Genomic DNA, 24387 nt, shown 5'->3' on the forward strand with positions numbered 1-24387 from the left:
GGGCTACTCCGCGGCCGTCTTGCGGGCGTCGAGCACCCGCCGGATGGCGTTGACAATTCCCACGTAGCCGGTGCAGCGGCAGAGATTGCCGCTCATCTCCACGCGGATCTGGTTGTCGTCGGCGGTCGGCCGGCGCAGCACCACGTCGCGCGCCGAGACCAGCATCCCCGGCGTGCAGAAACCGCACTGCAGCCCGTGTTCGGTCGAAAAGGCCTCGCGCAGGTCCGCGGCCACCGGGTCGCCGTCCAGCCCCTCCACCGTGGTCACCGCATGGCCGTCGCAGGCCACCGCCAGCGTGATGCAGGACCGCGCCGGCTCGCCGTCGATCAGGATCGTGCAGGCGCCGCACACGCCGTGTTCGCAGCCCAGGTGCGTGCCCGTCAGCAGCTGCCGCTCGCGCAGAAAATCGGCCAGATGCGTGCGCGGCTCCACCGCGGCGGTCACCGCCTTGCCGTTCACCGTCAGCGTGATCGTCTTGGAATGCGTCATGCCGTCACCTGCGCGATGGCGCGCTTCAGCGCGACCGTGTGGGTGTTGACCTCGAAGGCGTCGCCGCCGATCGGCGTGCCGGCCAGCAGGTCGGCGATCCGCTCTGGACGGCAGCCGTTGCCGTGGATCACCTCCGGGTCGTCGACGACCACAGGCCGGCCCGATGCCGCGGCGATCACCGCCCGGCTCACCCCGCGCGCCGGATCGACCAGCACGGCGCCGGTGGCGTGCGAGAACTCGCCGGCCTTGCGGCAGACCTTGTAGTAGCCCCAGCGTGCGCGCTCGGAGAGCGCCGGCACGCGGAACTCGGCGATGATCTCGCCCGGCTGCAGGTCGGTCTCGAAGACACCGAGCACGAAATCGGAAACCGGCACGGCGCGCCGCCCGGCGGGGCCGGCGACCACCACGTCGGCGCCGAGCGCCGTCAGCGTGGCGATCCAGTCGGCGGCCGGGTCGGCGTGCGCCACGCTGCCGCCGATGGTGCCGCGGTTGCGCACGGCCCGGTAGGCGATGCCCGCCGCCACCGCCGGCAGAACGCCACGCGTCGCGTCGTCGTAGTCGCCGTCTTCCAGACGGGCGTGCGTCACGCAGGCGCCGATCCGCAGCGTCCCGTCCTCCCGGCGAATCTGCCGCAGCTCGGCGATGTGCGTGATGTCCACCAGCAGGTCGGGTTGCGCCAGCCGAAGGTTCAGCATCGGCCCGAGCGACTGGGCGCCGGCCACCGCCCGCGCGCTGACGTCGTCGCGGGCCAGCAGCTCCAGCGCATGGTCCAGCGCGGTGGGCCGCTCGTAGTCGAAGCCGACGGCTTTCATCGGGTGGCCTCCGCCGTGCTGGCCGCCGCGCTGGTGCTCGCGTCGTGAATGGCGGCGATGATGCGCTCCGGCGTCATGGGGCTGTCGGTGACGCGCGCGCCCAGCGGCCTCAACGCGTCGTTGATGGCGTTGCAGAGCGCGGCCGGCGGGGCGATGGCGCCGCCTTCCCCGATGCCCTTGACGCCGAACTCCGTGTAAGGCGAGGGCGTCATCATGTGCAGGATGCGCACGTGCGGCACCTCCGTGAAGCCGGGGATCAGGTAATCCATGAAGGTGGAGGCGAGCGGCTGCCCCTCGTCGTCGTAGGGCATGCGCTCGTACAGCGCGGTGCCGATGCCCTGCGCCACGCCGCCGTAGATCTGGCCGTCCACGACCATCGGGTTGACCATGGTGCCGGCGTCCTCGACCACCACGTAGTCGAGGATCTCCACCGACCCCAGCTCCGGGTCCACCGCCACCGCCACGGCGTGCGTGGCGTAGGAGAAGGTGCCGTGGTCGCTCTTCGGCTTATAGCCGCAGGTGGTCTCCAGCCCGCCGCGGTCCACGTCCGGCGGCAGCAGCTGCGGCGCCCGGTACCAGGTGTGGGCGATGTCCCGGATCGGGATGCTGGCCTGCCCGACGCGCACGCAGCCGTCCACCAGCCGCGCGTCCTCCGGCCGTCCCTGAAGCAGGTGCGCGCCGATCCGCAGGACGCGCTCGGCCAGCGTCCGGCACGCGGTGGCGACCGCGCCGCCGGCCATCACCATGCTGCGCGAGCCCCAGGTCCCGGTCGAGTAAGGCGTCAGCGCCGTGTCGCCGTGCACCAGCTTGATCCGCGCCAGCTCGATCCCCAGCACCTCGTGCGCCACCTGGGCAAAGGTGGTCTCCATGCTCTGCCCGTGCGACTGCACACCGACCCGCAGCTCCAGCCCGCCGTCGGGCGTGATGCGCGCCTGGGCCTGCTCGTGCCCCGGCACCATCGGGATGCCCCAGCCGTAATAGACGGCGGTGCCGTGCGCCGACTGCTCGCAGTAGGTGGCGACGCCGACGCCGATCAGCCGCCCGTCCGGCTCGCCCCGCGTCTGGCGGGCGCGCCAGCCGTCCAATTCGATGGCGGCGACGGCGCGGCGCACGGATTCCGGATAGTCGCCGCTGTCAAAATGCTTCTTCGTCACGTTGTCGAAGGGCATCTTGTCCGGCGGCACGAGGTTCTCCAGCCGCACTTCCCACGGCTCGCGCCCGACCGCCTCGGCCACGGCGTCGATCATCTGCTCCATGGCGAAGCAGACGCCGGTGCGCGCCACGCCGCGGTACGGGACGATCGGCGGTTTGTTGGTGCAGACCGAGAAGGTGCGGCAGCGGTAGTGCCGGAAGTCGTAGGGGCCGGGCAGGATGCTGCCGACCTGCGCCGCCTCCAGGCAGGCCGAGAAGGGATAGACGGAATAGGCGCCGGCATCGACCCAGGCGTCGGCCTCCAGCCCGAGGAGCCGGCCGCGCTCGTCGGCGTAGGCGGTGATCTCGTAATGGTGCTCGCGGCAGTTGGCGGCGGCGACCAGATGCTCGCGGCGGTCCTCGGTCCAGCGGACGGGGTGGTCGAGGTGCCGGGCGAGCCAGCCAGCCACCACCTCCTCCGGCTGCAGCAGGCCCTTCCAGCCGAAGCCGCCGCCGACGTCCGGCGCCACGACGCGGATCAGCCCCTGGTCGAGGCCCAGGCATTCCGACAGGCCCGCGCGCACGATGTGCGGCATCTGGGTGGCGGTGGTGAGCACCAGCTGCTCGACGTGGCGGTCCCAGTGGGCGACCACGCCCTTGCCCTCCAGCGGCACCATGCACTGGCGCGCGGTGCGGATGGTGCGTGTCACCTTTACTGGCGCCGTGGCGGCGATCTCGGCGATGGCGCCGCCGACGTTGGTCTCCAGAAAGACGTTGTCGGACCAGTGCTCGTGCACCCGCGGGGCGCCCGGCTTCACCGCCTCCAGCATGTCGGCGTTGACCGGCAGTTCCTCGACGTCGACGAAGACCTGGGCGGCGATGTCCTCAGCCTCAGCGCGGGTAGCGGCGATGCAGACGGCGACCGGCTCGCCGACGAAGCGGACCTTGCCGTCGGCCAGCGCCGGCTGTTCGGAGGCCTTGAAGCCCGGCAGGCCAGACACGGCGCGGATCGGCTTCACGCCGTCCATCGCCAGATCGGCCCAAATGAAGACGGCCGCGCGGTGCTCCTCCGGGATATCGACGCCGCGGATGCGGGCGTGGGCGACCGGGCTGCGGACGAACGCCAGCTCCTTCATGCCGGGCAGCGCGATGTCACCGACGAACCGGCCGCGTCCGCGCAACAGCCGCTCGTCTTCCTTCCTGCGGACCCTGGCACCGACACCCGAGGCGTGCGCCATACCCGATCCTCCCCATGCCGTTCTTGCCCGTGCCATTCTGGCTTGTGCAGGGCGGAGCGTTGCGCTCCCGGTCCGGAGGGTTATTGGTTCCCTCTCGAACAATCAGCGTTACAGACTATCGTCCGATTTATAAGAGGAAATCAAGCCCCTCTTAAAAAACATTTTTCTTGCAGGCCCGATCTAACGTGCATATGGTTCTAAAGATAGTACCTTATGCCCAGTCGACGCACCCCGCTGGAGGCTTTGCGCACGGCCGCAAACGCCGGTACCGATCCGAGGAGAGCGACCTTGAACCCATTTCAGCTCCCCGCCTCCATCATCGACCACACCGTCCGCGACCGCACCGTCAGGCGCCTGCGCGAGGCGGGCGTTCGTCTGCCTACTTTCATGGAAATGGCCGACCCTGTCGCGGCGTCTCTCGTTGTAGAACAAACGGTCGATCCCGATTCACCGGATCCCGCCAACCTTCGGCGCGTGCACTGGCACAACGCGGCCGACCGCCGGCACCTGACCGAAACGCCGGGCTACCTGGAATTGCCGAGCGCCCTCACGGGCGTGCCCGCGCGCATTTTGGTGGTGCTGGGCGAGCGCTTTCCCATGATCGGCGCGCACAAGGTGCTGCCGGCCTATGCGTGCCTGGTGGTCCGGCTCGTGTCCGGTCTGTTCGACCCGGCGCGCGACAAGGCGGTGTGGCCGTCCACCGGCAACTACTGCCGGGGCGGCGTTGCCATCTCCCGCATCCTCGGCTGCCGCGGCATCGCCGTCCTTCCGGAGGGCATGAGCGCGGAGCGGTTCGACTGGCTGGCGCGCTGGGTCGCGGATCCCGCCGACGTCATCCGCACGCCGGGATCGGAGAGCAACGTCAAGGAAATCTACGACACCTGCGCCGAACTGGCTCGCCATCCGGACAACGACGTCATCAACCAGTTCTCGGAGTTCCCGAACTACGTCGTCCACCGGATTTGCACGGGCCGCGCGCTCGCCAAGGTGTTCGAGCATGCCGGACGCGGGTCCTCCGCCCGGCTGGCGGCCTTCGTCAGCAGCACCGGCTCGGCCGGGACGCTGGCGGCCGGCGACCATCTGAAGGCCACCTACGGCGCCAGGATCGTGGCGGTCGAGCCGGTCGGGTGCCCGACCATGCTCTACAACGGCTACGGCGTCCACAACATCCAGGGCATCGGCGACAAGCACATCCCCCTGATCCAGAACGTGATGAACAGCGACATGGTGGTCGGCGTCTCCGACCTCTCGACCGACACGGTCAACGTCCTGTTCAACACGCCGGAGGGCCGGGCTTTCCTGGCCGAGCGCAAGGGCCTGTCCGACGAACTGATCGGCGCCCTGGGCTCCGTCGGGATCTCCGGGATCGCCAACATCCTGGCGGCGATCAAGGCCGCCAAGCGCCTCGACCTCACGCAGGACGACGTCATCGTCACCGTGGCGACTGATGGCGCGGCGATGTACGGCAGCGAGCGTGACAAGGCGCTGGCGCGCGACTTCGGCAACCGGTTCGACCAAGTGGCGGCGGCGGAGGTGTTCGGCCGCGCGCTGGCGGGCGTCGGCGAGGACCACGTCCTGGAACTCGGACACCGCGACCGTCAGCGGATCTTCAATCTTGGCTACTTCACCTGGGTCGAGCAGCAGGGAATCCCGCTGGCCGACTTCGACCAGCGCCGGCAGCAGCGCTTCTGGGACGAGCTGTGCGCGCTGGTTCCCGTGTGGGACGAGCTGATCGAGAGCGTCAACCGCGACGCCGGCACCGGGCGCTGACGGCTGGCCACCAAACGAAAGGGAGGGCGTGACTGTGGTGATTTCCTACGACCAGTTGCGGGCCGAAACCGCTGCACGCGACCGCAGCCTTCACGAGAAGGTCATGACGCTCGAGGAGGCGGCGGGGCTGATCAAGGACGGCGACCACGTCGCCATCGGCGGCTGCATGATGTCGCGCACCCCGATGGCGATGATCTGGGCGCTGGTGCGCGCCGGGCGGCGCGACCTGACCTTCTCGCGCTCCATCGTCTCGTCGGACGGCGACATCATCTTCGCCTCCGGCATCGGCAAGAAGATCATCACCTCCTGGTTCAGCCAGGGCATCGTCTGGGGCATTTCGAAGGTGATGCGCCATTGGGTGGAGTCCGGCCGCGCCGAGTTCGAGGAATGGAGCCACATGTCCATGGGCCTGCGCTATCGCGCCGGGGCCATGGGGGTGCCCTTCATGCCCTCGCGCTCCATGATGGGCTCGGACGTGCGCCGCCGCGTCGACGGGCAGCTGAAGGAGATCGACTGCCCCTTCACCGGCGAGAAGCTGCTGCTGCTGCCGGCGCTCAACCCGGACGTAGCGATCATCCACGTGCAGCGGTGCGACCCCTACGGCAACGCCCAGCTCGACGGCCTGCAGTTCATGGACGTCGACCTGCCGCTGGCGGCGAAGAAAGTGATCGTCACCGCCGAGCGCATCGTGTCCAACGACCAGATCCGGCGCGCGCCCGACCAGACGAAGTTCCCCTTCTTCACCGTCGAGGCGGTGGTCGAGGTGCCCTACGGCAGCGCCCCGCACGAGTGCTACGGCCATTACGAGCCATTCTTCAAGCACATGGACCAGTTCGCCGAACTGACCCGCAAGGACCCCGAGAAAGGCGCCGGGGAGTATCTGGAGCGCTTCTACCACGATCCCAAGAGCTGGACGGACACGCTCGGCCGGATGGGCCTGGGCGACCTTCTCACGGCGACCCGCGGCGGCAGGAGCATCTACGATGTCTGATCGGACCCACACGGCATCCGAGCTGCTGGCGGTGATGGCCAGCCGCTCGCTGGACGACGGCCTGACCGTCTTCGCGGGCGTCGGCACTCCGCTCCTGGCGGCGACGCTGGCGCAGCGCCTGCACGCGCCGGGGCTGACCATCCTGTTCGAAGGCGGGGTGATCGGACCCTTCATCGTGCCGGGCGAACTGCCGCCCTCCACCAACGAGCAGCGCTGCACCCGACAGGCCAACATGCTCTGCCCGATCACCGACGTGCTGCTGCTGCTCCAGCGCGGCTACGTGGACGTGGGCTTCCTGGGCGGCGCGCAGATCGACCGCTACGGGAACATCAACAGCTCCTTCATCGGCGATCCCGACCATCCCAGCTGCCGCCTGCCGGGCACCGGCGGCGGCAACGACATCGCCAGCCTGTCGCGCGTGATCGTCGCCATGAAGCACGAGAAGCGCCGCTTCGTGGAAAGGGTCGAGTACATCACCAGCCCCGGCTACCTGGAAGGCGGCGACAGCCGCCGGCAGTCCGGCCTGCTGGCGGGAGGCCCCTACCGGATCATCACCGACCTGGCGATCATGGGCTTCCACCCGGAGACCAAGCGCATGCGCATCGAGGCGCTGCATCCGGGCGTGACCGCGGCGCAGGTGCAGGAGAACACCGGTTTCGAGCTTGAGGTGTCCGAGGACGCCCACACCACCGACACCCCGACCGAGAAGGAGCTTGCGGTGTTGCGCAACCTCGATCCCGACCGCCTCTACATCGGCTGACCGGCCGCGTTAGGAAACGCCCGCATCGAAAAAACATCAAGGAAACGCCCCCATGTCGTCGAAGACGGTCAAGATCGGAATCGCGATGCGCAACTTCACCCGGTATCCCGAGATGCCGGACCCGCGCGCGCTGATGGACTACGGCATCTGGGTGGAGGAGCTGGGCTTCGAGTCCCTGTGGGTGTGGGATCACATCCTGCTCGGGACCGAGCCGAACTTCCCCATCGCCGACTCCCTCACCATGCTCACCGCCGTGGCGGCGCGCACGAAGACCATCAAGCTCGGCACCGGCGTGCTGGTGCTCCCGCTGCGCAACCCGCTGCTGCTTGCCAAGCAGCTCTCGACCCTGGATCTGCTGTCGAACGGGCGGCTGGTGCTGGCCATGGCGTCGGGCTGGTACAAGCGCGAGTTCGACGCGGTCGGCGTGCCGTTCGAACAGCGCGGCAAGATCATGGACAAGAACCTGGAGATCATGACCCGCCTATGGACGGAGCCTTCGGTCACCGCCGACATGCCGCCCTACAACATGCGCGAGGCGGTCATGTACCCCAAGCCGGGCAGCAAGCCGCGCCCGACCATCCTCATCGGCGGCTATGTCGACGCGGTGCTGAAGCGCGCCGGCGTCGCCGGCGACGGATGGCTGACCTACTTCTACACGCCGGAGGGCTTCACCCGCTCCTGGGAGAAGGTCTGCACCTTCGCCGCGGAGGCCGGCAAGGACCCGGCGACGCTGCAGAACGGCAACCAGCTGCCGATCATGATCGGCAAGAGCCGCGAGGAGGTGAAGCCCAAGATGATGGAATGGCTGCACACGGAGTGGGACTTCGCCTCCTGGAGCGAGTCGACCACCGACAGCGCCATCATGGGAACCCCGGAGGAGTGCGTCGAACAGCTGCGCGCCCACGTCGACGTCGGCATCCAGCGCATCGTGCTCGTCCCCTACCGGTACGAGCGCGAGCAGATCGAGATCATCGCCCGCGAGATCCTGCCGAAGCTCCAGGGCTGAGCGCCCGGGCGTCGCTTTCTCTCCTGTTTGTTCTCCTCTCACCTTCGGCCCCCTGCCCCGGCGGCAGGGGGCCTCTTCTTGGTCACCCGAGCCCGAAGCCGACGGCTGCGCCGTCCTTCAGCCCGCCGTCTTTCAAAAGATCGATGTCGAAGCGCACGCAGTCGCCGCGGTAGACCAGTTCGGCCACGTAGATCACCTCGCCGTCGCGGTTTTCGATGACGTAGCGCGCCTCGGCGATGGGGGCGTTCAGCGGGATGCGCAGCTGCTCGGCCGTTTCCGGGTCGGCGCTTCCGATCACCACCGACGTCTGCGCCCGCCCGATGTCGTCACGCTGATGGCGCACCAGCACCGGCAGCGTGGTGTGCGTCTCGAACTCCTCGGGGAAGCGCTCGTAGATGGCTTGCGACACATGCACGCTGGCGATGGCGAACGGCTCGCCGGCGCGGTACTGGATGCTGCGCAGGAAATGGTACGCGTCGGACGGCCGCCCGTCCTCCGGCAGCAGGCGCGGCAGGGGGGGCGGGTTCTTCACCGCGACGAACCGCGGCACGTTGCCGTCGATGGACTGGGCCAGCGATTCCATGTCGATGGCCAGGCGCAGCCAGCGCCGTTCCCGCATGTCCTGGTTGACGAAGGTCCCCTTGCCCTGCTGGCGCCAGACCAGCCCCTCCTTCTGCAGCAGGTCGATCGCCTGGCGCACGGTCACCCGCGCGACCTGGAACTCCTGCTCCAGTTCGTCGAGCGTCGGCATCTTCTCGCCGGCGGCGAACTGGCCCTCCTCGATCCGGCGGCGCAGCAAGGCGGCCACCTGGATGTACAGGGGCACCCGGCTGCGCTTGAACGTGCGGGCCAGATTCTGCGCCGGACGCGCCGGGGTGCGGGCGGCGGCTGACGGCTTTACGGGCATGGTCTCACATCCTTCACAACCTGCACTCCTCTTTACTCCAGCACGGCAACGGCGTCATCCCATTCGAAACCGCTGACCGCGCCGCTCACCAGATTGCTGGAATACAACGCCTCCAGATCGATCGCCCTGTCGCCGGCGGGCATCGCCCCGGCGATCAGGCGCCTGAGCCCCGCCTCATGGGCGCGGCGCAGCGCCTGCGCTTCCTCTACGCTGACGGCCGTGAAACGGATCCGGTCGCCGGGCCGTAAGCGCCCCGCCCGCGGCAAATCCGCCGTGCACACGGCGCCGATCTTCGGATAGCCGCCGGTGGTCTGGCGGTCGGCCAGCAGCAGCACCGGACGGCCGTCGCCGGGGACCTGGATCGCGCCCCAGGCGATGCCGTCCGAAACGATGTCGTGCCCGCCGCGGAGGGCCAGAGCGGGGCCGTCCAGCCGCAATCCCATCCGGTCCGCCGCCGCACCGACCGCGTAGTCGGCGCCGAAGAAGGCGGCGATGGAGTCCGGCTCGAACCGGTCGTCCTGCGGCCCCAGGACGACGCGCAGAGGCCCGGTGCCAAGGGCGGGCGGATCGGGGAGCCGCAGGTCGCCGCGCTCCGAGGCGCGCTCCCGGCGCAGCGGCAGGCGGTCGCCCGCGACCAGCGCCCGCCCCTGGTGCCCGCCGAACCGGCCCCGCGTGTAGGTGGAGCGGCTGCCGAGCACCGGCGCCAGGTCGAAGCCGCCTTCCACGGCCAGGTAGGAGCACGCGCAATGGCGGGACGCGACGACCCGCACCCGCTCCCCCTGGCGGAGGACGACGCTGCGCCACGCCGGCACCGTGCGCGGCTCCGGCGCTTCCAGTACCAGCGCGCCGTCGAAGGCGGCGAGCGCGACCCGGACGGACGGCGCCGCGACCTCCAGCACCGGCCCGACATGCAGGATCTCCAGCGCCGCCTCGCCCGCGCCGTTGCCGACCAGCGCGTTCGCCAGCCGCAGCTGGTCGGGGTCGAGCGCGCCGGAGACCGGCACGCCGAACGCCTGGGCGCCGAATCGCCCGGCGTCCTGGACGGTGGTGTGCAGCCCCGGCTGCACCAGGACCAGTGCCGTCATGCCGCCACCTCCTCGACGTCGAGCGTTCCGTCCCCCGCCGCCCACGCCGCGCGCAAGTCCTCGAAGGCCGCGCGCTCCGCCGGTTCGAAGCGGACGCGGTCGCCGGGGCCAAGCAGGGCCGGCGACTCGCGACCGATCGCGAAGAGGTCCACCGGCACGGTGCCGATGAGCCGCCAGCCACCCGGACTTTCCAGCGGGTAGACCGCGGTCATGGCGTTGGCGATGGCGACGGACCGCGGCGGCACGCGGACGCGCGGGGTGGTCAGCCGCGGCAGGCGCAACGGCTCCGGCAGATCGCCCATGTATGGGTACCCCGGCAGGAAACCGAGCATGTAGACGTGGTAGTCGACCGAGCCATGCAGCCGCACCACCTCGCAGGGCGACATCCCCGTCAGGCGGGCGACCTCCGCCAGGTCGGGGGCCAAATCCTCGTCGTAGCAGACCGGCAGGCGGACGAGGCGCAGGCGCCGGTCGACCGTCCGGACGGCGGCCAGCAGCTCCCGCGCGCGGCCGGCGACGTCCGGGAACCCGAGGACCAGCGGGTCGTAGTGGACGAGCAGGGAGCGGAAGGTGGGAACCAGCTCGACCACGCCCGGAATGGCGGCCCCGCGCATGGCGTCGGCCAGGGCGGTGACGCGCTCGCTCACCTCCCGGTCGATCCGGTCGCCGAACTCGACGACAATGGCCGCGTCCCCTTGCGGCAGCAGCCGCGGCCAACCGCATTCGTTCATGGATTCTCCTTCCGCGTCAGCCTGAAACAATGAGCCTTTTCAGATAGTTCTTCTGCGTCTTGGCGTACTATGGTTCTATACTTGATAAAAGTTCGCGGAGCAACTACGCTCATGAATAAGGCGTCCGGGACGCTCCCGGGCCAGAACGGCAGCCACAAGGGAGGATTGCGGTATGGCGCGAAGGGTCAACCTCAACGCGGACATGGGCGAAGGCTTCGGCGCCTATGACATCGGCAACGACGAGGCGCTGCTCTCCATCATCGGTTCCGCCAACGTCGCCTGCGGGCTGCACGCCGGCGACCCCAACGTGATGCATCGCCTGGTCATGCGCGCCAAGGAGACCGGCGTCAGCATCGGGGCGCATCCCGGCTTCAACGATCTCTGGGGCTTCGGCCGCCGCCGCATCGACATGAAGCCGCACGACCTGGAGCTGATGGTCGCCTACCAGATCGGCGCCCTGCAGGCGATCGCGGCCTACGCCGGCCTCAAGGTGACCCACGTGAAGCCGCACGGCGCCCTCAACAACATGGCGGCGGAGATTCCGGACTACGCCATGGCCATCGGCCGGGCCATCAGGAGCGTGGACCCGTCCCTGATCTACGTGGCGCTGACCGGGTCGGAAATGGACAAGGCCGGCAAGAGCCTGGATCTGCCCGTCGCGCACGAGGCCTTCGTCGACCGCCTGTATGACGACGACGGCAACCTGACCTCGCGCAAGATCGAGGGCGCGGTCATCAAGGACCCGCAATTCGCCGCCGACCGGGTCGTGCGCATGGTGCTCGACCAGGAGATCATCTCGCGCAACGGCAAGCGCATTCCCACCCGCATCGACACCCTGTGCGTCCATGGCGACGAGCCGACCGCCGTCGCCGTTGCCCAGGCGGCCCACGACGCGCTGCTCGCCGCCGGCGTGGAGCTGGTGACGATCCCGGAGATGGTCGAGCGGGGCTGAACGGCCCGGAGGGAAGGACAGGCATGACCGAAAACAACCGTCCCACCGTCGCCGTCATCGGCGGCACCGGCGCCCTCGGGTCGGGGCTCGCCGGCCGCTGGGCGCGCGCCGGCTACCCCGTCGTCATCGGCTCCCGCAGCCCGGAGAAGGCGCAGGCCGCCGCGGCCGGGTTCGGCAGCCGCGGGGCGAGCCAGGCGGAGGCCGCCGCGGCGGCCGACGTCATCGTGCTCACCGTGCCCTACGCGACGCACGCTGCCGTCATCGACGAAATCCGCCCGCATTGTGCGGGCAAGACCGTGGTCGACGCCACGGTGCCGCTGGTGCCGCCGAAGGTCGGCACCGTCCAGCTGCCGGCCGAAGGCTGCGCCGCCGTCGAGGCGCAACGCGCGTTCGGCGCCGAGGTCCGCGTCGTCTCGGCGTTCCACAACGTGTCGGCCCACAAGCTCCAGGGCAGCGCCGCCATCGAGTGCGACGTCCTTGTCTTCGGCGACGACAAGGAGGCGCGGGAGTCCGTGATGCGCCTGGTTGAGGCGGCGGGCCTGCGCGGCATCCACGGCGGCCCGCTCGCCAACTCCGCCGCGGCGGAGGCGCTGACCTCGGTCCTCATCACCATCAACCGCCTGTACAAGGTCGACGGCGCCGGCGTCCGCATCGTCGGCAAGCGCGCCGACGGAAGCCCGCTGTAAGGGGGCGGGGCGATGCCCGCCGTCAGTCTTCACGGCCTGGAGGGCCTGCCGCTCGTCCAGCCGGGCGACGACCTGCCGGCCCTGCTGTGCGATGCGCTGGACCGCGCCGGCCTGCGCCTCACGGACGGCGACGTGCTGGTCGTGGCGCAGAAGATCGTCTCCAAGGCGGAGGGGCGGCGGCGGCCACTCGCCGAGGTCGTCCCCTCCCCCCGCGCCCTCGAACTCGCCGAGGTGGTGCGCAAGGACCCGCGGCTGGTCGAGGTGGTCCTGTCGGAAAGCCGCGACGTGATCCGGGCCGTTCCCAACGTGCTGATCGTCGAGCACCGCCTGGGGTTCGTCATGGCGAACGCCGGCGTGGACCAGTCGAACGTCGAGGGCGACGAGGCGGCGGCGCTTCTGTTGCCCGAGGACCCGGACGCGTCGTGCCGGCGGTTGCGCGCCGCGCTGGAGCGGCGGTACGGCGCGCGCCTCGCGGTGGTCATGAACGACAGCTTCGGCCGGCCTTGGCGCAACGGGGTCACCGGCGTGTGCATCGGGGCGTCCGGCCTGCCCGCGCTGCTCGACCGCCGCGGCGCGCCGGACCTGTTCGGACGGGCGCTGCGCATCACCGAGATCGCCGTCGGCGACGAGGTGGCCGCCGCCGCATCCATGGTCATGGGACAGGCCGGCGAGGGCATCCCGGCGGTGCTGGTGCGGGGCCTGCGCATCGAAGGACCGGACCGGCCGGCATCGGCGCTGATCCGGTCGCGGCAGCACGACCTTTTCCGATGAGGACGGCATGAACGAAGAGCGCTCTTCCAAGGTCCTTGCGCTGTCCGGCGGGGTCGGCGGGGCCAAGCTGGCGAGCGGACTCCACGCGGCGCTGCCGCCGGGCCGCCTCGGCGTTCTGGTCAACACGGGCGACGACTTCGCCCATTTGGGCCTGTCCATCTGCCCGGATCTGGACACGGTGATGTACACGCTGGCGGGCGTGGTCAATCCGGAGACCGGATGGGGGCGGGCCGGCGAGTCCTGGGCCTTCATGGAGGCCCTCGCGGCGATTGGTGGCGAGACGTGGTTCCGCCTGGGCGACAAGGATATGGCCGTGCATGTGGAGCGCACCCGTCGGCTGCGCGCCGGGGCTTCGCTGTCCGCCGTCACGGCCGATCTGTGCCGCCGTTTCGGCATCGCCGCCGCTGTCCTGCCGATGAGCGACGATCCGGTGTCCACGGTGGTCGATAGCGATGAGGGGTCGCTGGCCTTCCAGGACTATTTCGTCCGCCGCCGCTGCGAGCCGCGGGTGCGCGGCTTCCGCTTCCAGGGCGTCGAAGCGGCCCGGCCCAACCCCGACGCGCTGGCGTGGCTTGCGGACCCGGATCTGGCCGCCATCGTCATCGGCCCGTCGAATCCCTTCGTCAGCATCGCGCCCATCCTGGCCGTCCCCGGCCTGCGCGACGCGCTGATGCGCCGGCGCGTTCCGCTGGTGGCGGTTTCACCCATCGTCGGCGGGCAGGCGATCAAGGGACCGGCGGCCAAGATGATGGACGAGCTGGGCATCCGCCCCTCGGCCGCCTGGGTGGCGGAGCAGTACGGCGACCTGCTGGACGGGCTCGTCATCGACGAGCTGGACCGGGGGCTTGCCGACAGCATCCGCGGCCCGCGCGTTCTGGTGGCGCAGACCGTGATGCGCGACGCCGCCGACCGCACCCGTCTCGCCGGAGAGGTTCTGGCCTTTGCGCGCGGTCTGGAGCGGAGGCCCGGGCGATGACGGACCGCGATCCCCTCTGGGCTCTGGTTCCCGTACGGTCGCTGGGCGACGGCAAGCGCCGGCTCAGCCCCGTCCTGGCGCCGGACGAGCGCCGCGCGCTGGTGCGGAGCATGCTGCACGACGTGTTGGATGTGTTGCGCCGCTGCCGGCGGGTGGATCGCGTGGCGGTGGTGACCGGCGATGCCGCGGCTGCGGCGGTCGCCGCCGCGCATGGCGCCGTGCCGCTGCCGGAGACTCTGGAGGGCGGGCTCAACGGCAGCCTGGACGCAGCCCGCGCCCGCCTGCTGTGCCGCCATCCGCGCGCGCATGTGCTGATGATGCCGGCCGACCTGCCCGGCGTCACCCCGGCCGAACTGGAGTCCACCGTGATGGCGGCGGATGCCGACGTGGTGCTGGCGCGCTCCACGGATGGCGGGACGAACGCCATGCTTCTGCGGCCCATCGCGTCCCTGCCCTTCGACTTCGGGCCGGACAGCTGCCGGCGGCACCGCGATGCGGCCATCGCCGCCGGGCGCAGCGTTCGGGTGCTGGACAGCCCCGGCCTCGCGCTGGACATCGACCGCCCGGCCGATCTCGCCGCGTTCCTCTCGCGCGGCGGTTCGTCGCGCACCATCGACCTCCTCCACCGCCTGCGGATTCCCGATCGCCTGCTGGTCGGCGCCGCCCCATGAGGTGCACCATGACCGATCTCCTCTCCGCGGCCGCGCGTGGCGACCGGCTCGACGACGCCGCGGTCCGGCAACTTGCCGCCAGCGCCGACACCGCCGCCCTCCTGGAAACCGCGCGCGCGCGCCGCGACCTTGTGCACGGCGCGCTGGTGACCTACTCGCCCAAGGTTTTCATCCCGCTCACCAAACTGTGCCGCGACACCTGCCGGTACTGCACCTTCGCCGAGACTCCGCGCCCGGGCCTCGGCGCTTACCTGACGCCCGACGAAGTGCTGGCCATCGCCCGGGCCGGCGCGGCGGCCGGCTGCCGGGAGGCCCTGTTCACGCTGGGCGATAAGCCGGAGCTGCGCTGGGGCGCGGCGCGCGTGGAGCTGGAGCGGCTGGGCCACGCGAGCACCATCTCCTATCTGGCCGCCATGGCGAAGCTCGTGCTCGACGAGACCGGGCTGCTGCCGCACGCCAACCCCGGCACCATGGACGGGACCGAGGTGGCGGCGCTGCGCCGGGTCTCGGTGTCGCAGGGGATGATGGTCGAGGTGCTGTCCGAGCGCCTGTGCGCAAAGGGCGGCCCGCATCACGGCTGTCCCGACAAGCACCCGGCGCCGCGGCTCGCCACGCTGGAGGCGGCCGGGCGCGCGCGCGTGCCGTTTACGACGGGCATCCTCATGGGCATCGGCGAGACGCCAGAGGAGCGGATCGATTCCCTGCTGGCGATCCGCGCCGCGCACGAGCGGCACGGCCACATCCAGGAGGTGATCGTCCAGAACTTCCGCGCCAAGCCCGGCACCCGCATGGCCGAGGCTCCCGACGCCCCGCACGCCGAGCATCTGCGGGCCATCGCGCTGGCCCGCCTGATCCTGCCGCCGGAGATGACGGTCCAGGCCCCGCCAAACCTCAGCCCGGGCCACCTCGAAGCGCTTGTGCACGCCGGAATCGACGACTGGGGCGGGGTGTCGCCGGTGACCATCGACCATGTGAATCCCGAGGCCCCCTGGCCGCACCTTCCGGAGCTGGAGGCCCGCACCCATGCCGCCGGCAAGGAGCTGGCCCCGCGCCTCGCCGCCCACCCGCGCTACGTCCACGCGCTCGGCGACTGGATCGATCCCGCTCTGCACCGCGCCGTGCGCGCTCACGCCGACGCCGCCGGCTTGGCGCGCGATGCCTGGAGCGCCGGCCAGGAGACCGCCGCACCACCGCCACCGGCCGCGCTGGCGGCGCCTGCCCTTGCGTCCGGCGGCTTGTCCCGAATTCTGACCAAAGCGCGCGACGGGCGGGTGCTGTCGGAAAACGAGATCGTCCGTCTGTTCGAGGCGCGCGGCCAGGAGTTCGCGAGCGTCACCGCCGCCGCCAACGCCTTGCGGCGCGACGTGGCGGGCGACACCGTCACCTACGTCGTTTGCCGCAACATCAACTACACCAACATTTGTTCGTACCGCTGCCGCTTCTGCGCCTTTTCGAAGGGGAAGACGGCGGAGGCGCTGCGCGGCCGCCCCTACGACCTGCCGCATGAGGAAATCGCGGCGCGCACCCGCGAGGCTTGGGAGCGCGGAGGCACCGAGGTGTGCATGCAGGGCGGCATCCACCCCGATTACACCGGGCAGACCTATCTGGACATCCTCGCAACGGTGAAGGGTGCGGTGCCCGACATTCATGTGCACGCCTTCTCGCCGCTCGAAGTCCGGCAGGGGGCGGGGACCCTGGGCATCGGGCTGGAGGAATTCCTGACGGCTCTGAGACGCCAGGGACTCGGTTCGTTGCCGGGCACCGCGGCCGAAATCCTCGACGACGAGGTCCGCGCGGTCCTCTGCCCCGACAAGCTCAACACCGCACAATGGCTGGAGGTGATGCGCACCGCTCACGGCCTCGGTCTCCGCAGCACGGCGACGATCATGTACGGCCATATCGAACGCCCGGTCCACTGGGCCCGCCACCTGATCCGCATCCGCGACCTGCAGCGGGACACCGGCGGCTTTACGGAATTCGTTCCCCTGCCCTTCGTCCACATGGAAGCGCCGATTTACCTCAAGGGCGGCTCGCGAAAGGGGCCGACCTGGCGGGAGGCCGTGCTGATGCACGCGGTCGGCAGGCTGGCGCTGAATCCCTGGATTCCGAACATCCAGACGTCCTGGGTCAAGATGGGACCGGAGGGCGTAGTGGCCTGTCTGAACGCCGGCGCCAATGATCTCGGCGGCACGCTGATGGATGAAAGCATCACGCGCGCGGCTGGCGCGGCCCACGGACAGGAGATGCCGCCCGCCGCCATGGAAGCGCTGGTCGCCGGCATCGGCCGCACCCCGCGCCAGCGCACGACGCTGTATGGGCATCCACCGGCCGAACTGGTGGCCCGCTCCTTCCGCGCCGCTCCACTCCGTCTGGTCCGCAACCCGCCCCTGCCCGCGCCGGGGACAGCGCGGGGCGACCGGTCCCCCGCCACCATTCCGGCGTTGTAGCCATGGCGTGGTTTCCGTCCGATAGCGCCTCCTCTCTGACACGGGTAGCCGACGCGCATGTTCCTATCAGCGTCGCTCCGGATGCTCGGTTTGTCGCCTATCGCTCGGCCAACGGAGTGTCCGAGCACATCGCCGTCGTCTTCGGCGATGTGGGAAGCACCCGCACGGAGGTTGTCGTCCATCACGGCAACCGTCTCAGGGACGTGATCCAGGCGCTGACACCGAACGCGGGGGACCTAGACCGTGCCGTGGCCCAAGCCGCCGGTTTTGCCGGAGTCCTCATTTATCTGAACGCCGGAGGGGCAAGCGACCGCCGGGCCGACCATGTGCCTGACCAGGCCGTGGTCGACGCCATCCTTTTGGATCTCGGCCTTGTCCTGCACGGTCAACGTCACGCTGCCAGTGTGTTGCATCGAGGCGAGACAGGCAAAAGACCGTCCTGTGAAGGAGAACAAGCGGTGCCTCATGGAAGGTGGAGCGGTGTGCGCCCATAGCCATTGTTGGCGCCAACCAGATACGCGAGGTCGCGCAGAAAGGCGGCGCGCCTTTCCTCGGAAAGAGGTGCGATGGTACGGTCGTGTGCGCGCTGGGCTTTTTTGTCCATGCGTCGGAGCAGCTTCCGTCCGTCGGCGGTCAGCGAGACGAGCTTCATCCGTCGGTCGACCGGGTTAGGACTGCGGTTGAGCAATCCCCGCTGGACCAGTCGCGCGATCACGCCGGCCATTGTGGCTCGGTCGATGCCGACTTGGACCCCAAGGGTGGCTTGGTCCAGTTCAGGCTGCCGTTCCAACACCGTCAGAACGCTGTACTGAACCGGGGTGATTTTGAACTCCGCGCACTCCTCCAAGAACATTGCCACGTGGATTTGGTGAAGGCGGCGAAGAAGGAACCCAGGGCGCTGCGCGAGGGGTTGGTCCATATTTTCGCTCTGAGAATCATTGATGGGCATCGGATGCGCGCGGCAGTGGGGCGATGGTTGCGGTGGGAAGTTACGAGCTCTTCCTTCGGAAACCTATTGGCGCGTTGGCCAGCGGACAACGTTGAAAAGCCGTCGCCTGTTGGAGGAACGCCGTACGAAGGGCAAAACCCCGGGTATGACCGTGGCCCTGCGGGACCACGGAATCGTTCAGACCGAGGATTCCCAAGGGCCACGGCGGGCGGCCTTCCGACGTGAGCGTGGCGCTTGCCCGGAGTTTTGCCCCACAGACAAGCAGGCCCTCCCCCACCGGGTGGCGGGGGAGAGCGCAAAGCGGTCACGACGCTGCGCGGGACGCCTGGAGGACCGACTCGTCGCGGTATTGGTTCCAAACCCGGTCGAGGAAGGCCAGACTTTCCGGGTCGAGGTCGAAGCGCGGCTCCGGATCGCGGTCCCAATGTCCATAGGAATCCGATCCCGCGATCGGCAATGCCGCCCGCCGCCCGAGCGTGGAGCGCACGTGCGCCGGCATGTAGAAGAAGGCGAGCCCGATCCGCCGGCCCGGCGAGGGATTGGGCAGCGAGCCGTGCACCGTCCGCTCGTGGTGCATGGAGAATTCACCGGGCTGCAACTCCAGACCCACCGCTTGGGACTCGTCGATGCCGCGGATTGTTTGGCCACGGGCCAGCAGGTTGTTGGCGTCGTAGGTCTCGTCGTGCTCCATGTCGGGACCAAGATGGGTGCGCGGGATTACGCGCAGGCATCCGTTGGAGCGGTTGCTGGGCGTGAAGGCGACCCAGACCGTGACCTCCTCGTGGGGGGTCAGGCCGTAATAGGCGGAATCCTGGTGCCAGGACACGTAGCGCACGTCGCGGCCATTCTTGGCAAACAGCGACGAGCCGAACAGCAGGATGTCGTCGCCGATCAGTGAACGGACGGCGTCGACGATGGCCGGATTGCGGGCAAGTTCGACCATCCAGGGATAGGCGAGATGCGCCTTGATCTTCAAACGCTTCTGCGCCTCCTGGCCGGTCTGCCGCTCGTATTCCTCGATGCGCCGGCAGTAGCCGGACGCCGCTTCGGCGCTGATGGCGCGCAACGGTGCCAGATAGCCTTCGCGCCGGAAAAACGCGATCTGGTCGTCGGTTAGCGAGTGGTCCATAAAGAACTCCTTTCACCTGCGGCGTGATTTGGCCTTGATTAAGAAGGGTATGCCGCCAGCGCCTTTGGGTGCCGTCGGCATGAGGCGAGGCGCATCAATTCAAATGCAGCGCGGCCTGCTTGATCTCCGACGGGAAGAGCACGACGGGCTTGCCGCCCTGCACCTGGATGAGGGGGAGGTTGCGCGCGGCGTTCATCCCGTCGGGCCGGAAGCGGATCGGCCCGTAGAAGGTCTGGATGTCCGTTTTGGCCAGTTCGGCGCGGACCTTGTCGCGGTCCAGCGTGCCGGCCCGTTCAATGGCTTTTTGAAGGACGATCAGCGCCGCGGCCGACGAGGCGTGGACATAGTCCGGCTCTTCCCCAGTCTTCTTGAGCACCGCATCGTAGAAGGCCTTTGTCGTGCCGAAGACATCGTCGCCTTGATAGTTGGCCGAGTAGTGCCACCAGGTGGCGCTGGTCACATTCTCTGCCAGGGGACCCAGGTTGTCGACGAACTCCTTGTAGGCCGGCCCCGTGATCATGGTGACGATGGGGGCACTGACTCCCAGGTCGGCCATCTGCTTGCGGAAGAGAACCAAATCCTGGGTGTAGCCGGACACGAAGATCCAATCAGGCTTCAGTGGTTTGATGCTGGAAACTACAGAGGAATGGTCGAGCGTGCCAACGGGATAGGTGCCGCTGTAGACAACGTTGATGTTGTATTTTGGCGCGTTCTCGACCATCGCGGTGGCCATCAGCTTCGGAAAGACGTCGTCACGCCCCACCACGGCGATGGTCTTCAAGTCTGGTTTCGAGTTTTTGAACTGCGTGTACATAGTGTCGACCAGGCTGACGCTGGGCGCCAGCGTGCCGAACAGGTTCTTGAAGCCCTGATCGTGCACCGGCTCGGACGAGGCTACGGCGATGATCGGTACGCCGTACCGCTCGGCCACCGCGGCCACGATCTTCGTGTGGCCGGAGCCGAAGGGCGCCGTCATGAAATCCACCTTGTCGTCGGTGATCAGCTTTTCCGCAAGTTGCTGCGCGCGCTTGCCGTCGGTCTGGTAATCGTAGGTGACCAGATCGACCTTCATCTTCTTGCCGCCCACGTCAATGCCGCCGGCGGCGTTGATCCGCTCCAGCCACAGGTCGTAGGCGGCGGCCTGCTTCTTGCCCTCGTCGGCAAGCGCGCCGGTTAGGGCCAGCGGCGCGCCGATACGCACCGTCCGATCCTGTGCCGTCGCGGGACTCCAAGACAGCACGCCGCACGCCAACGCGGCGGCCGCCGCGATGGCCGTACCTGTTCCAACTCGCCTGTCCATGTCCGTCCTCCCTCTGCCTGTGCGCTGTGGGGCGGCGGGTGCGCTTTATCCGGCGGCGGCCGGAGCCGTTGACGCCCACACCCGTCTGGTGGGGCCATTCGTGACCGAAGGCGGACGACAGGGCCGGCGCTGCGGGGAACCGGCCGGTTGCTCCAGGCCTCCTGCCCGAAAGAGCGAATGGACCGCGGGAATATTGTGTGGGTACACTAATCATTGCACAAGCGGATCAATGGTGGTGTTCCCTGTCCTCGGCCGGTGCGAAGGTGGAGGGGCGATGTCCGAGCTGCAGATCCTCGTTAACGGCCTGGTCCTGGGTTCGCTCTACGCCTGCATGGCGGTGGGCTTCTCGCTCGTCTGGGGCGTGTTGAACGTCATCAACATGCTGCACGGTTCCTTCATCGTGCTCGGCGCCTACATCTCCTTCTTCCTCTACCGCCACGCCGGGGTGCACCCGTTCATCAGCGTGCCGATCGCGGCGGCGGCGCTGTTCGCGCTGGGCTACGCGTTGCAGCGCGGCGCCATCAACCGCGTGGTGGCGCGTCCGGTGCTGACCACGCTGACGCTCACCTTCGGGCTCGACATGCTGGCCTACAACCTGATGATCCTCGCCTTCTCGGCGACGCCGGTGCGGATCATCCTCGACCTCGGGCGGGTGGAGGCGGCGGGCGTGGTCGTCCCGGTGGACCGATTGGCGGCGATGCTTCTGGCACTGCTGTTGACCGCCGTCCTCTACGCGGTGATGCGCGGCTCGAAAATCGGGCGGGCCATCGTGGCCGTGCGCATGGACCGCGACGCCGCGACGCTCATGGGCATTCGGGTGGAGCGCATCTACGCCACCACCTTCGCGCTCGGCGCGCTGATGGCCGGGGCGGCGGGCGCCATGCTGGCGCTGATCTTCCCGATCAGCCCGACCATGTCCGGCCAGTACCTAGGCAAGGTCTTCATCGTCTGCGTGCTGGGCGGCCTCGGCAACGTGCCGGGGGCGCTCGCCGGTGGGTTCGTGCTGGGCCTTGTCGAGGCGTTCGCCGGCGTCTACCTCGGCCCGCAGAACGCGATGACCATGGGTTACCTGCTGATGCTCTTGCTGCTGCTCGTCCGTCCAACCGGCCTGATGGGCCGAAAGGGGTACGAATGAGGACGCGTTACGTACTGCTCGCGGTGGGGGTGGCGGTGCTGGTGCTGCTGCCTGCCTATGGCGGCAACTATCTGGTCCGCTTCGGCACCTTCCTGTGCATGTACGCGGCGCTGGCGCTCGGGTGGAACGTCATCGGCGGTGTCACCGGCTATCCCTCCTTCGCAACCGCGGCCTTCTTCGGGGCGGGGGCCTACGCCGGCGCACTCCTTCAGGTCGCCCACACGCCGATGCCGTTGGCCTGGGCCGGGGCGGTCGTGTTCGTGGCCGCGGCGTCCGCCGTTGTCGGCATCATGATCCTGCGGCTGCGCGGCCACTATTTTGCAGTCGGCTCCATCGCGCTGGTCGAGGTGGCTCGGTTGGTGGCAAGTTCGTGGAGCGACCTCACCGGTGGAGGCATGGGTCTCAACGTGCCGATTCTGCCAGGTGGTCCGGAGTATGCCGGCATGGTTTTCCTGTATTCCATGTTCGCGGTAGCCGCCGCAGCCTTCGCAGCGGGGCTGTGGATTGAGCACGGCAAATTGGGCTTCGCGCTGCGCTGCATCCAGCAAAACGAGGACGCTGCCGATATGGTCGGCGTCAACACCACCGCTTGCAAGATCGCGGCGTTCGTGCTGTCGGCCGTGTTCGCCGGGGCGACCGGGGCCGTCTACGCGAGCTGGACCGCCTATCTCGATCCCTCCGACGCCTTCAGCATCCTTCTCACCCTCAAGGTGCCGGTGATGGCGATGCTGGGCGGGGCGGGGACGGTGCTGGGACCGATCGTCGGTGTCGTGGTCTTCCAGGCCATGGAGGAGCTGCTGTGGTCGAACTTTTTGGAGATGCACCACGCGATCCTCGGTCTGATGATCGTCGGCCTGATCTTCTTCCTGCCGGGCGGGCTGCTCAGCCTGGGAGCGCACCGCCGCCGGGCGCCGGCCCGGGCCACGAGCCGGGAGGTCCCCGCGGAATGAGCAAAGCTCCCCTGCTGCGTGTCAGCGGCCTTGAGAAGTCGTTTGGCGGCGTGCGCGCGGTGCGCCAAGTGTCGTTCGAGGTCGGCCGGGGCGAGATCGTTGGTCTGATCGGCCCCAATGGTGCTGGCAAGACGACGCTGGTCAACCTGATCACCGGGGTGGTGCGCCCCGACGGGGGCCGCATTCTGTTCGACGGCGCCGACGTGACCACCCAGCGCCCGTTCCAGGCGGCGCGGCGCGGACTCGCCCGCACGTTCCAGATCGTGCAACCCTTTCCGCAGATGACGGTGCTGGAGAATGTGGCGGCGGGCGCACTGTTCGCTGGCAAGGCGACCAGCCGCCGCGAGGCGGAGCGGGTGGCCGCCGAGCAGATCGCCTTCGTCGGCCTCCAGCCCTTTGCCGACGCGCCGGCCGTCTCGCTGACGCTGCCGAACCGCAAGAGGTTGGAGTTCGCCAAGAGCCTCGCCATGGGGCCGCGGCTCCTCATGCTGGACGAGGTGAATGCCGGCCTCAACAGCGCCGAGCTGGACAACGCGCTCGACCTGATCCGCCGCATCGCAGCGCGCGGCATCACCATCATTCTGATCGAGCACCTGATGAAGGTGGTTCTCGGCCTCAGCACGCGGATCATGGTGCTGCATCATGGCGAGCTGATCCGCGCTGGCGCGCCGCGCGACGTCATCGCCGACCCACGGGTGGTCGAGGCTTATCTCGGCCAGAAATTTGCTAAGCGTTACGGGAGACTGGCGGATGCCTGAGCCGCTTCTGGAAGTCCGCGACCTGGCCGGTGGCTATGGTGATGTCCAGGTGCTCTGGGGGATTGACCTCGTGGTGGAGGAGAGAGAAATTGCCTGCGTCGTGGGCTCCAACGGGGCTGGCAAGACGACGTTGCTTCGCACGATCTCGGGCATGCTGCGGCCGACCGCGGGGATGATCCGCTTCGCCGGCCGCGACCTCGCCGGTGCCGCTCCCGACGCGGTGCTGGGCGCTGGCATCGCGCATGTGCCGGAAGGGCGGCGGCTGTTCCGTGGGCTCAGTGTTCGCGACAACCTCCTGCTGGGTGCTTACACGCGCTCCGACGGCCGGGCCGCCGTCGAACGGGATCTCGCCTTCGTCTACGACGTTTTCCCCATCCTGAAGGAACGGCGCAATCAGGACGCCACCACCCTGTCAGGCGGCGAGCAGCAGATGTGCGCCATCGGACGCGGGATCATGGCGCAGCCGAAGCTGCTGATGATCGACGAGATGTCACTCGGCTTGGCGCCGCGGGCCGTCGAAGTCCTCGGCGAGGCGTTGGCCGGCATCAACCGCCGGGGCTTGACCATCCTCCTGGTCGAACAGGACGTGATCACCGCATTCGACCTCGCCCGGCACGGCTTCGTGGTCGACATGGGCCGCATCACCATAAGCGGCAACACCGCCACGCTCTCCACCAGCGACGCCATGCGCGGCGCTTATCTCGGTTCTGTTGCAAAGTCGGAGGTTGGGTGAAAGTCGTTCC

General features: G+C 69.0%; 24 protein-coding genes. 15 read left to right on the forward strand and 9 right to left on the reverse strand.

The features are described 5' to 3' along the window. Positions 1 to 3 precede the first annotated feature (3 nt). Genes M2351_RS19880 through M2351_RS19890 form a run of 3 tightly spaced genes read right to left on the reverse strand, consistent with a single transcriptional unit; the run spans position 4 to position 3670 of the window. Positions 4 to 489, reverse strand: coding sequence for a (2Fe-2S)-binding protein (locus M2351_RS19880; RefSeq protein ID WP_264657809.1), 486 nt, complete (start codon positions 487 to 489; stop codon positions 4 to 6). After that, positions 486 to 1301 (reverse strand): FAD binding domain-containing protein, encoded by an 816-nt coding sequence (locus tag M2351_RS19885; protein WP_264657810.1) that lies wholly within the window; start codon positions 1299 to 1301, stop codon positions 486 to 488. The genes M2351_RS19880 and M2351_RS19885 overlap by 4 nt, the downstream gene beginning before the upstream one ends. Then, positions 1298 to 3670 carry a xanthine dehydrogenase family protein molybdopterin-binding subunit gene (locus tag M2351_RS19890; RefSeq protein ID WP_264657811.1) on the reverse strand — a complete coding sequence of 791 codons (2373 nt, stop codon included), beginning with the start codon at positions 3668 to 3670 and terminating at the stop codon, positions 1298 to 1300. Before M2351_RS19890 ends, M2351_RS19885 begins: the two co-directional genes overlap by 4 nt. A gap of 288 nt (positions 3671 to 3958) precedes the next feature. On the opposite strand from M2351_RS19890, the gene M2351_RS19895 reads away from it, so the two are divergent. The 4 genes from M2351_RS19895 to M2351_RS19910 are packed head-to-tail and all read left to right on the forward strand — an operon-like array spanning position 3959 to position 8197. After that, on the forward strand, positions 3959 to 5440 hold the full coding sequence (locus tag M2351_RS19895) for a pyridoxal-phosphate dependent enzyme (protein WP_264657812.1): 1482 nt from the start codon (positions 3959 to 3961) through the stop codon (positions 5438 to 5440). A 28-nt stretch (positions 5441 to 5468) separates the two neighbouring features. Then, entirely contained in the window at positions 5469 to 6431 is a 963-nt protein-coding gene (locus tag M2351_RS19900; protein WP_264657813.1) for a CoA transferase subunit A, read from the forward strand. Beyond that, positions 6424 to 7191, forward strand: coding sequence for a CoA-transferase subunit beta (locus tag M2351_RS19905; protein WP_264657814.1), 768 nt, complete (start codon positions 6424 to 6426; stop codon positions 7189 to 7191). The genes M2351_RS19900 and M2351_RS19905 overlap by 8 nt, the downstream gene beginning before the upstream one ends. 52 nt (positions 7192 to 7243) lie before the next feature. Continuing rightward, positions 7244 to 8197 carry an LLM class flavin-dependent oxidoreductase gene (locus tag M2351_RS19910; RefSeq protein ID WP_264657815.1) on the forward strand — a complete coding sequence of 318 codons (954 nt, stop codon included), beginning with the start codon at positions 7244 to 7246 and terminating at the stop codon, positions 8195 to 8197. Between the two features lie 82 nt (positions 8198 to 8279). Here the strand turns inward: M2351_RS19910 and M2351_RS19915 are convergent, their stop codons facing one another. Genes M2351_RS19915 through pxpB form a run of 3 tightly spaced genes read right to left on the reverse strand, consistent with a single transcriptional unit; the run spans position 8280 to position 10920 of the window. Next, entirely contained in the window at positions 8280 to 9104 is an 825-nt protein-coding gene (locus M2351_RS19915) for a GntR family transcriptional regulator (protein WP_264657816.1), read from the reverse strand. Positions 9105 to 9136: 32 nt separating this feature from the next. Further along, complete coding sequence (locus tag M2351_RS19920; RefSeq protein WP_264657817.1) at positions 9137 to 10189, reverse strand: 5-oxoprolinase subunit C family protein; 1053 nt, start codon at positions 10187 to 10189, stop codon at positions 9137 to 9139. Next, positions 10186 to 10920, reverse strand: coding sequence for a 5-oxoprolinase subunit PxpB (gene pxpB / locus M2351_RS19925; protein ID WP_264657818.1), 735 nt, complete (start codon positions 10918 to 10920; stop codon positions 10186 to 10188). Before pxpB ends, M2351_RS19920 begins: the two co-directional genes overlap by 4 nt. A 172-nt stretch (positions 10921 to 11092) precedes the next feature. On the opposite strand from pxpB, the gene M2351_RS19930 reads away from it, so the two are divergent. Genes M2351_RS19930 through M2351_RS45170 form a run of 7 tightly spaced genes read left to right on the forward strand, consistent with a single transcriptional unit; the run spans position 11093 to position 17917 of the window. Beyond that, positions 11093 to 11872 carry a LamB/YcsF family protein gene (locus tag M2351_RS19930; RefSeq protein ID WP_264657819.1) on the forward strand — a complete coding sequence of 260 codons (780 nt, stop codon included), beginning with the start codon at positions 11093 to 11095 and terminating at the stop codon, positions 11870 to 11872. A gap of 23 nt (positions 11873 to 11895) precedes the next feature. Next, complete coding sequence (npdG, locus tag M2351_RS19935; protein ID WP_264657820.1) at positions 11896 to 12558, forward strand: NADPH-dependent F420 reductase; 663 nt, start codon at positions 11896 to 11898, stop codon at positions 12556 to 12558. Positions 12559 to 12570: 12 nt separating this feature from the next. Then, positions 12571 to 13329 (forward strand): coenzyme F420-0:L-glutamate ligase, encoded by a 759-nt coding sequence (cofE, locus tag M2351_RS19940; RefSeq protein WP_264657821.1) that lies wholly within the window; start codon positions 12571 to 12573, stop codon positions 13327 to 13329. A 7-nt stretch (positions 13330 to 13336) separates the two neighbouring features. Next, complete coding sequence (gene cofD / locus M2351_RS19945) at positions 13337 to 14305, forward strand: 2-phospho-L-lactate transferase (protein WP_264657822.1); 969 nt, start codon at positions 13337 to 13339, stop codon at positions 14303 to 14305. Continuing rightward, a complete protein-coding gene (cofC, locus tag M2351_RS19950; protein ID WP_264657823.1) occupies positions 14302 to 14976 on the forward strand; it encodes a 2-phospho-L-lactate guanylyltransferase in 675 nt (224 codons plus the stop codon). Before cofD ends, cofC begins: the two co-directional genes overlap by 4 nt. 8 nt (positions 14977 to 14984) lie before the next feature. Next, positions 14985 to 17423 (forward strand): 5-amino-6-(D-ribitylamino)uracil--L-tyrosine 4-hydroxyphenyl transferase CofH, encoded by a 2439-nt coding sequence (cofH, locus tag M2351_RS19955; protein WP_264657824.1) that lies wholly within the window; start codon positions 14985 to 14987, stop codon positions 17421 to 17423. Positions 17424 to 17425: 2 nt separating this feature from the next. Continuing rightward, the gene (locus M2351_RS45170) at positions 17426 to 17917 is read left to right on the forward strand and encodes a hypothetical protein (RefSeq protein ID WP_406567412.1); all 492 of its coding nucleotides are present in this window, start codon (positions 17426 to 17428) and stop codon (positions 17915 to 17917) included. Here the strand turns inward: M2351_RS45170 and M2351_RS19965 are convergent. The 3 genes from M2351_RS19965 to M2351_RS19975 form a co-directional block, all read right to left on the reverse strand. Further along, positions 17887 to 18342 (reverse strand): MarR family winged helix-turn-helix transcriptional regulator, encoded by a 456-nt coding sequence (locus tag M2351_RS19965; protein WP_264657826.1) that lies wholly within the window; start codon positions 18340 to 18342, stop codon positions 17887 to 17889. The two genes, M2351_RS45170 and M2351_RS19965, sit on opposite strands and share 31 nt — an antisense overlap. A gap of 334 nt (positions 18343 to 18676) precedes the next feature. Then, positions 18677 to 19501 carry a phytanoyl-CoA dioxygenase family protein gene (locus M2351_RS19970; protein WP_264657827.1) on the reverse strand — a complete coding sequence of 275 codons (825 nt, stop codon included), beginning with the start codon at positions 19499 to 19501 and terminating at the stop codon, positions 18677 to 18679. 94 nt (positions 19502 to 19595) lie between these two features. Further along, positions 19596 to 20801, reverse strand: a complete 1206-nt coding sequence (locus tag M2351_RS19975) for an amino acid ABC transporter substrate-binding protein (protein WP_264657828.1) — start codon at positions 20799 to 20801, stop codon at positions 19596 to 19598. Positions 20802 to 21075: 274 nt separating this feature from the next. Here M2351_RS19975 and M2351_RS19980 point away from each other — a divergent pair, with 274 nt between their 5' ends. Genes M2351_RS19980 through M2351_RS19995 form a run of 4 tightly spaced genes read left to right on the forward strand, consistent with a single transcriptional unit; the run spans position 21076 to position 24377 of the window. Next, entirely contained in the window at positions 21076 to 21936 is an 861-nt protein-coding gene (locus M2351_RS19980) for a branched-chain amino acid ABC transporter permease (RefSeq protein WP_264657829.1), read from the forward strand. Then, complete coding sequence (locus M2351_RS19985) at positions 21933 to 22886, forward strand: branched-chain amino acid ABC transporter permease (protein WP_264657830.1); 954 nt, start codon at positions 21933 to 21935, stop codon at positions 22884 to 22886. The genes M2351_RS19980 and M2351_RS19985 overlap by 4 nt, the downstream gene beginning before the upstream one ends. Next, positions 22883 to 23644, forward strand: coding sequence for an ABC transporter ATP-binding protein (locus M2351_RS19990; protein WP_264657831.1), 762 nt, complete (start codon positions 22883 to 22885; stop codon positions 23642 to 23644). Before M2351_RS19985 ends, M2351_RS19990 begins: the two co-directional genes overlap by 4 nt. Next, the gene (locus M2351_RS19995; RefSeq protein ID WP_264657832.1) at positions 23637 to 24377 is read left to right on the forward strand and encodes an ABC transporter ATP-binding protein; all 741 of its coding nucleotides are present in this window, start codon (positions 23637 to 23639) and stop codon (positions 24375 to 24377) included. Before M2351_RS19990 ends, M2351_RS19995 begins: the two co-directional genes overlap by 8 nt. Positions 24378 to 24387: the final 10 nt, after the last annotated feature.

Origin of the sequence: Azospirillum canadense (genome assembly GCF_025961225.1) — a bacterium.
In the GTDB taxonomy this organism is placed as follows: Bacteria; Pseudomonadota; Alphaproteobacteria; order Azospirillales; family Azospirillaceae; genus Azospirillum; species Azospirillum canadense.

Coding starts and splice junctions, on each gene's coding strand:
- M2351_RS19880 (WP_264657809.1), bottom strand. CDS start 489: ATGACGCATTCCAAGACGATCACGCTGACGGTGAACGGCAAGGCGGTG.
- M2351_RS19885 (WP_264657810.1), bottom strand. CDS start 1,301: ATGAAAGCCGTCGGCTTCGACTACGAGCGGCCCACCGCGCTGGACCAT.
- M2351_RS19890 (WP_264657811.1), bottom strand. CDS start 3,670: ATGGCGCACGCCTCGGGTGTCGGTGCCAGGGTCCGCAGGAAGGAAGAC.
- M2351_RS19905 (WP_264657814.1), top strand. CDS start 6,424: ATGTCTGATCGGACCCACACGGCATCCGAGCTGCTGGCGGTGATGGCC.
- M2351_RS19910 (WP_264657815.1), top strand. CDS start 7,244: ATGTCGTCGAAGACGGTCAAGATCGGAATCGCGATGCGCAACTTCACC.
- M2351_RS19915 (WP_264657816.1), bottom strand. CDS start 9,104: ATGCCCGTAAAGCCGTCAGCCGCCGCCCGCACCCCGGCGCGTCCGGCG.
- M2351_RS19920 (WP_264657817.1), bottom strand. CDS start 10,189: ATGACGGCACTGGTCCTGGTGCAGCCGGGGCTGCACACCACCGTCCAG.
- pxpB (WP_264657818.1), bottom strand. CDS start 10,920: ATGAACGAATGCGGTTGGCCGCGGCTGCTGCCGCAAGGGGACGCGGCC.
- M2351_RS19930 (WP_264657819.1), top strand. CDS start 11,093: ATGGCGCGAAGGGTCAACCTCAACGCGGACATGGGCGAAGGCTTCGGC.
- npdG (WP_264657820.1), top strand. CDS start 11,896: ATGACCGAAAACAACCGTCCCACCGTCGCCGTCATCGGCGGCACCGGC.
- cofE (WP_264657821.1), top strand. CDS start 12,571: ATGCCCGCCGTCAGTCTTCACGGCCTGGAGGGCCTGCCGCTCGTCCAG.
- cofD (WP_264657822.1), top strand. CDS start 13,337: ATGAACGAAGAGCGCTCTTCCAAGGTCCTTGCGCTGTCCGGCGGGGTC.
- cofC (WP_264657823.1), top strand. CDS start 14,302: ATGACGGACCGCGATCCCCTCTGGGCTCTGGTTCCCGTACGGTCGCTG.
- cofH (WP_264657824.1), top strand. CDS start 14,985: ATGACCGATCTCCTCTCCGCGGCCGCGCGTGGCGACCGGCTCGACGAC.
- M2351_RS45170 (WP_406567412.1), top strand. CDS start 17,426: ATGGCGTGGTTTCCGTCCGATAGCGCCTCCTCTCTGACACGGGTAGCC.
- M2351_RS19965 (WP_264657826.1), bottom strand. CDS start 18,342: ATGGACCAACCCCTCGCGCAGCGCCCTGGGTTCCTTCTTCGCCGCCTT.
- M2351_RS19970 (WP_264657827.1), bottom strand. CDS start 19,501: ATGGACCACTCGCTAACCGACGACCAGATCGCGTTTTTCCGGCGCGAA.
- M2351_RS19975 (WP_264657828.1), bottom strand. CDS start 20,801: ATGGACAGGCGAGTTGGAACAGGTACGGCCATCGCGGCGGCCGCCGCG.
- M2351_RS19980 (WP_264657829.1), top strand. CDS start 21,076: ATGTCCGAGCTGCAGATCCTCGTTAACGGCCTGGTCCTGGGTTCGCTC.
- M2351_RS19985 (WP_264657830.1), top strand. CDS start 21,933: ATGAGGACGCGTTACGTACTGCTCGCGGTGGGGGTGGCGGTGCTGGTG.
- M2351_RS19990 (WP_264657831.1), top strand. CDS start 22,883: ATGAGCAAAGCTCCCCTGCTGCGTGTCAGCGGCCTTGAGAAGTCGTTT.
- M2351_RS19995 (WP_264657832.1), top strand. CDS start 23,637: ATGCCTGAGCCGCTTCTGGAAGTCCGCGACCTGGCCGGTGGCTATGGT.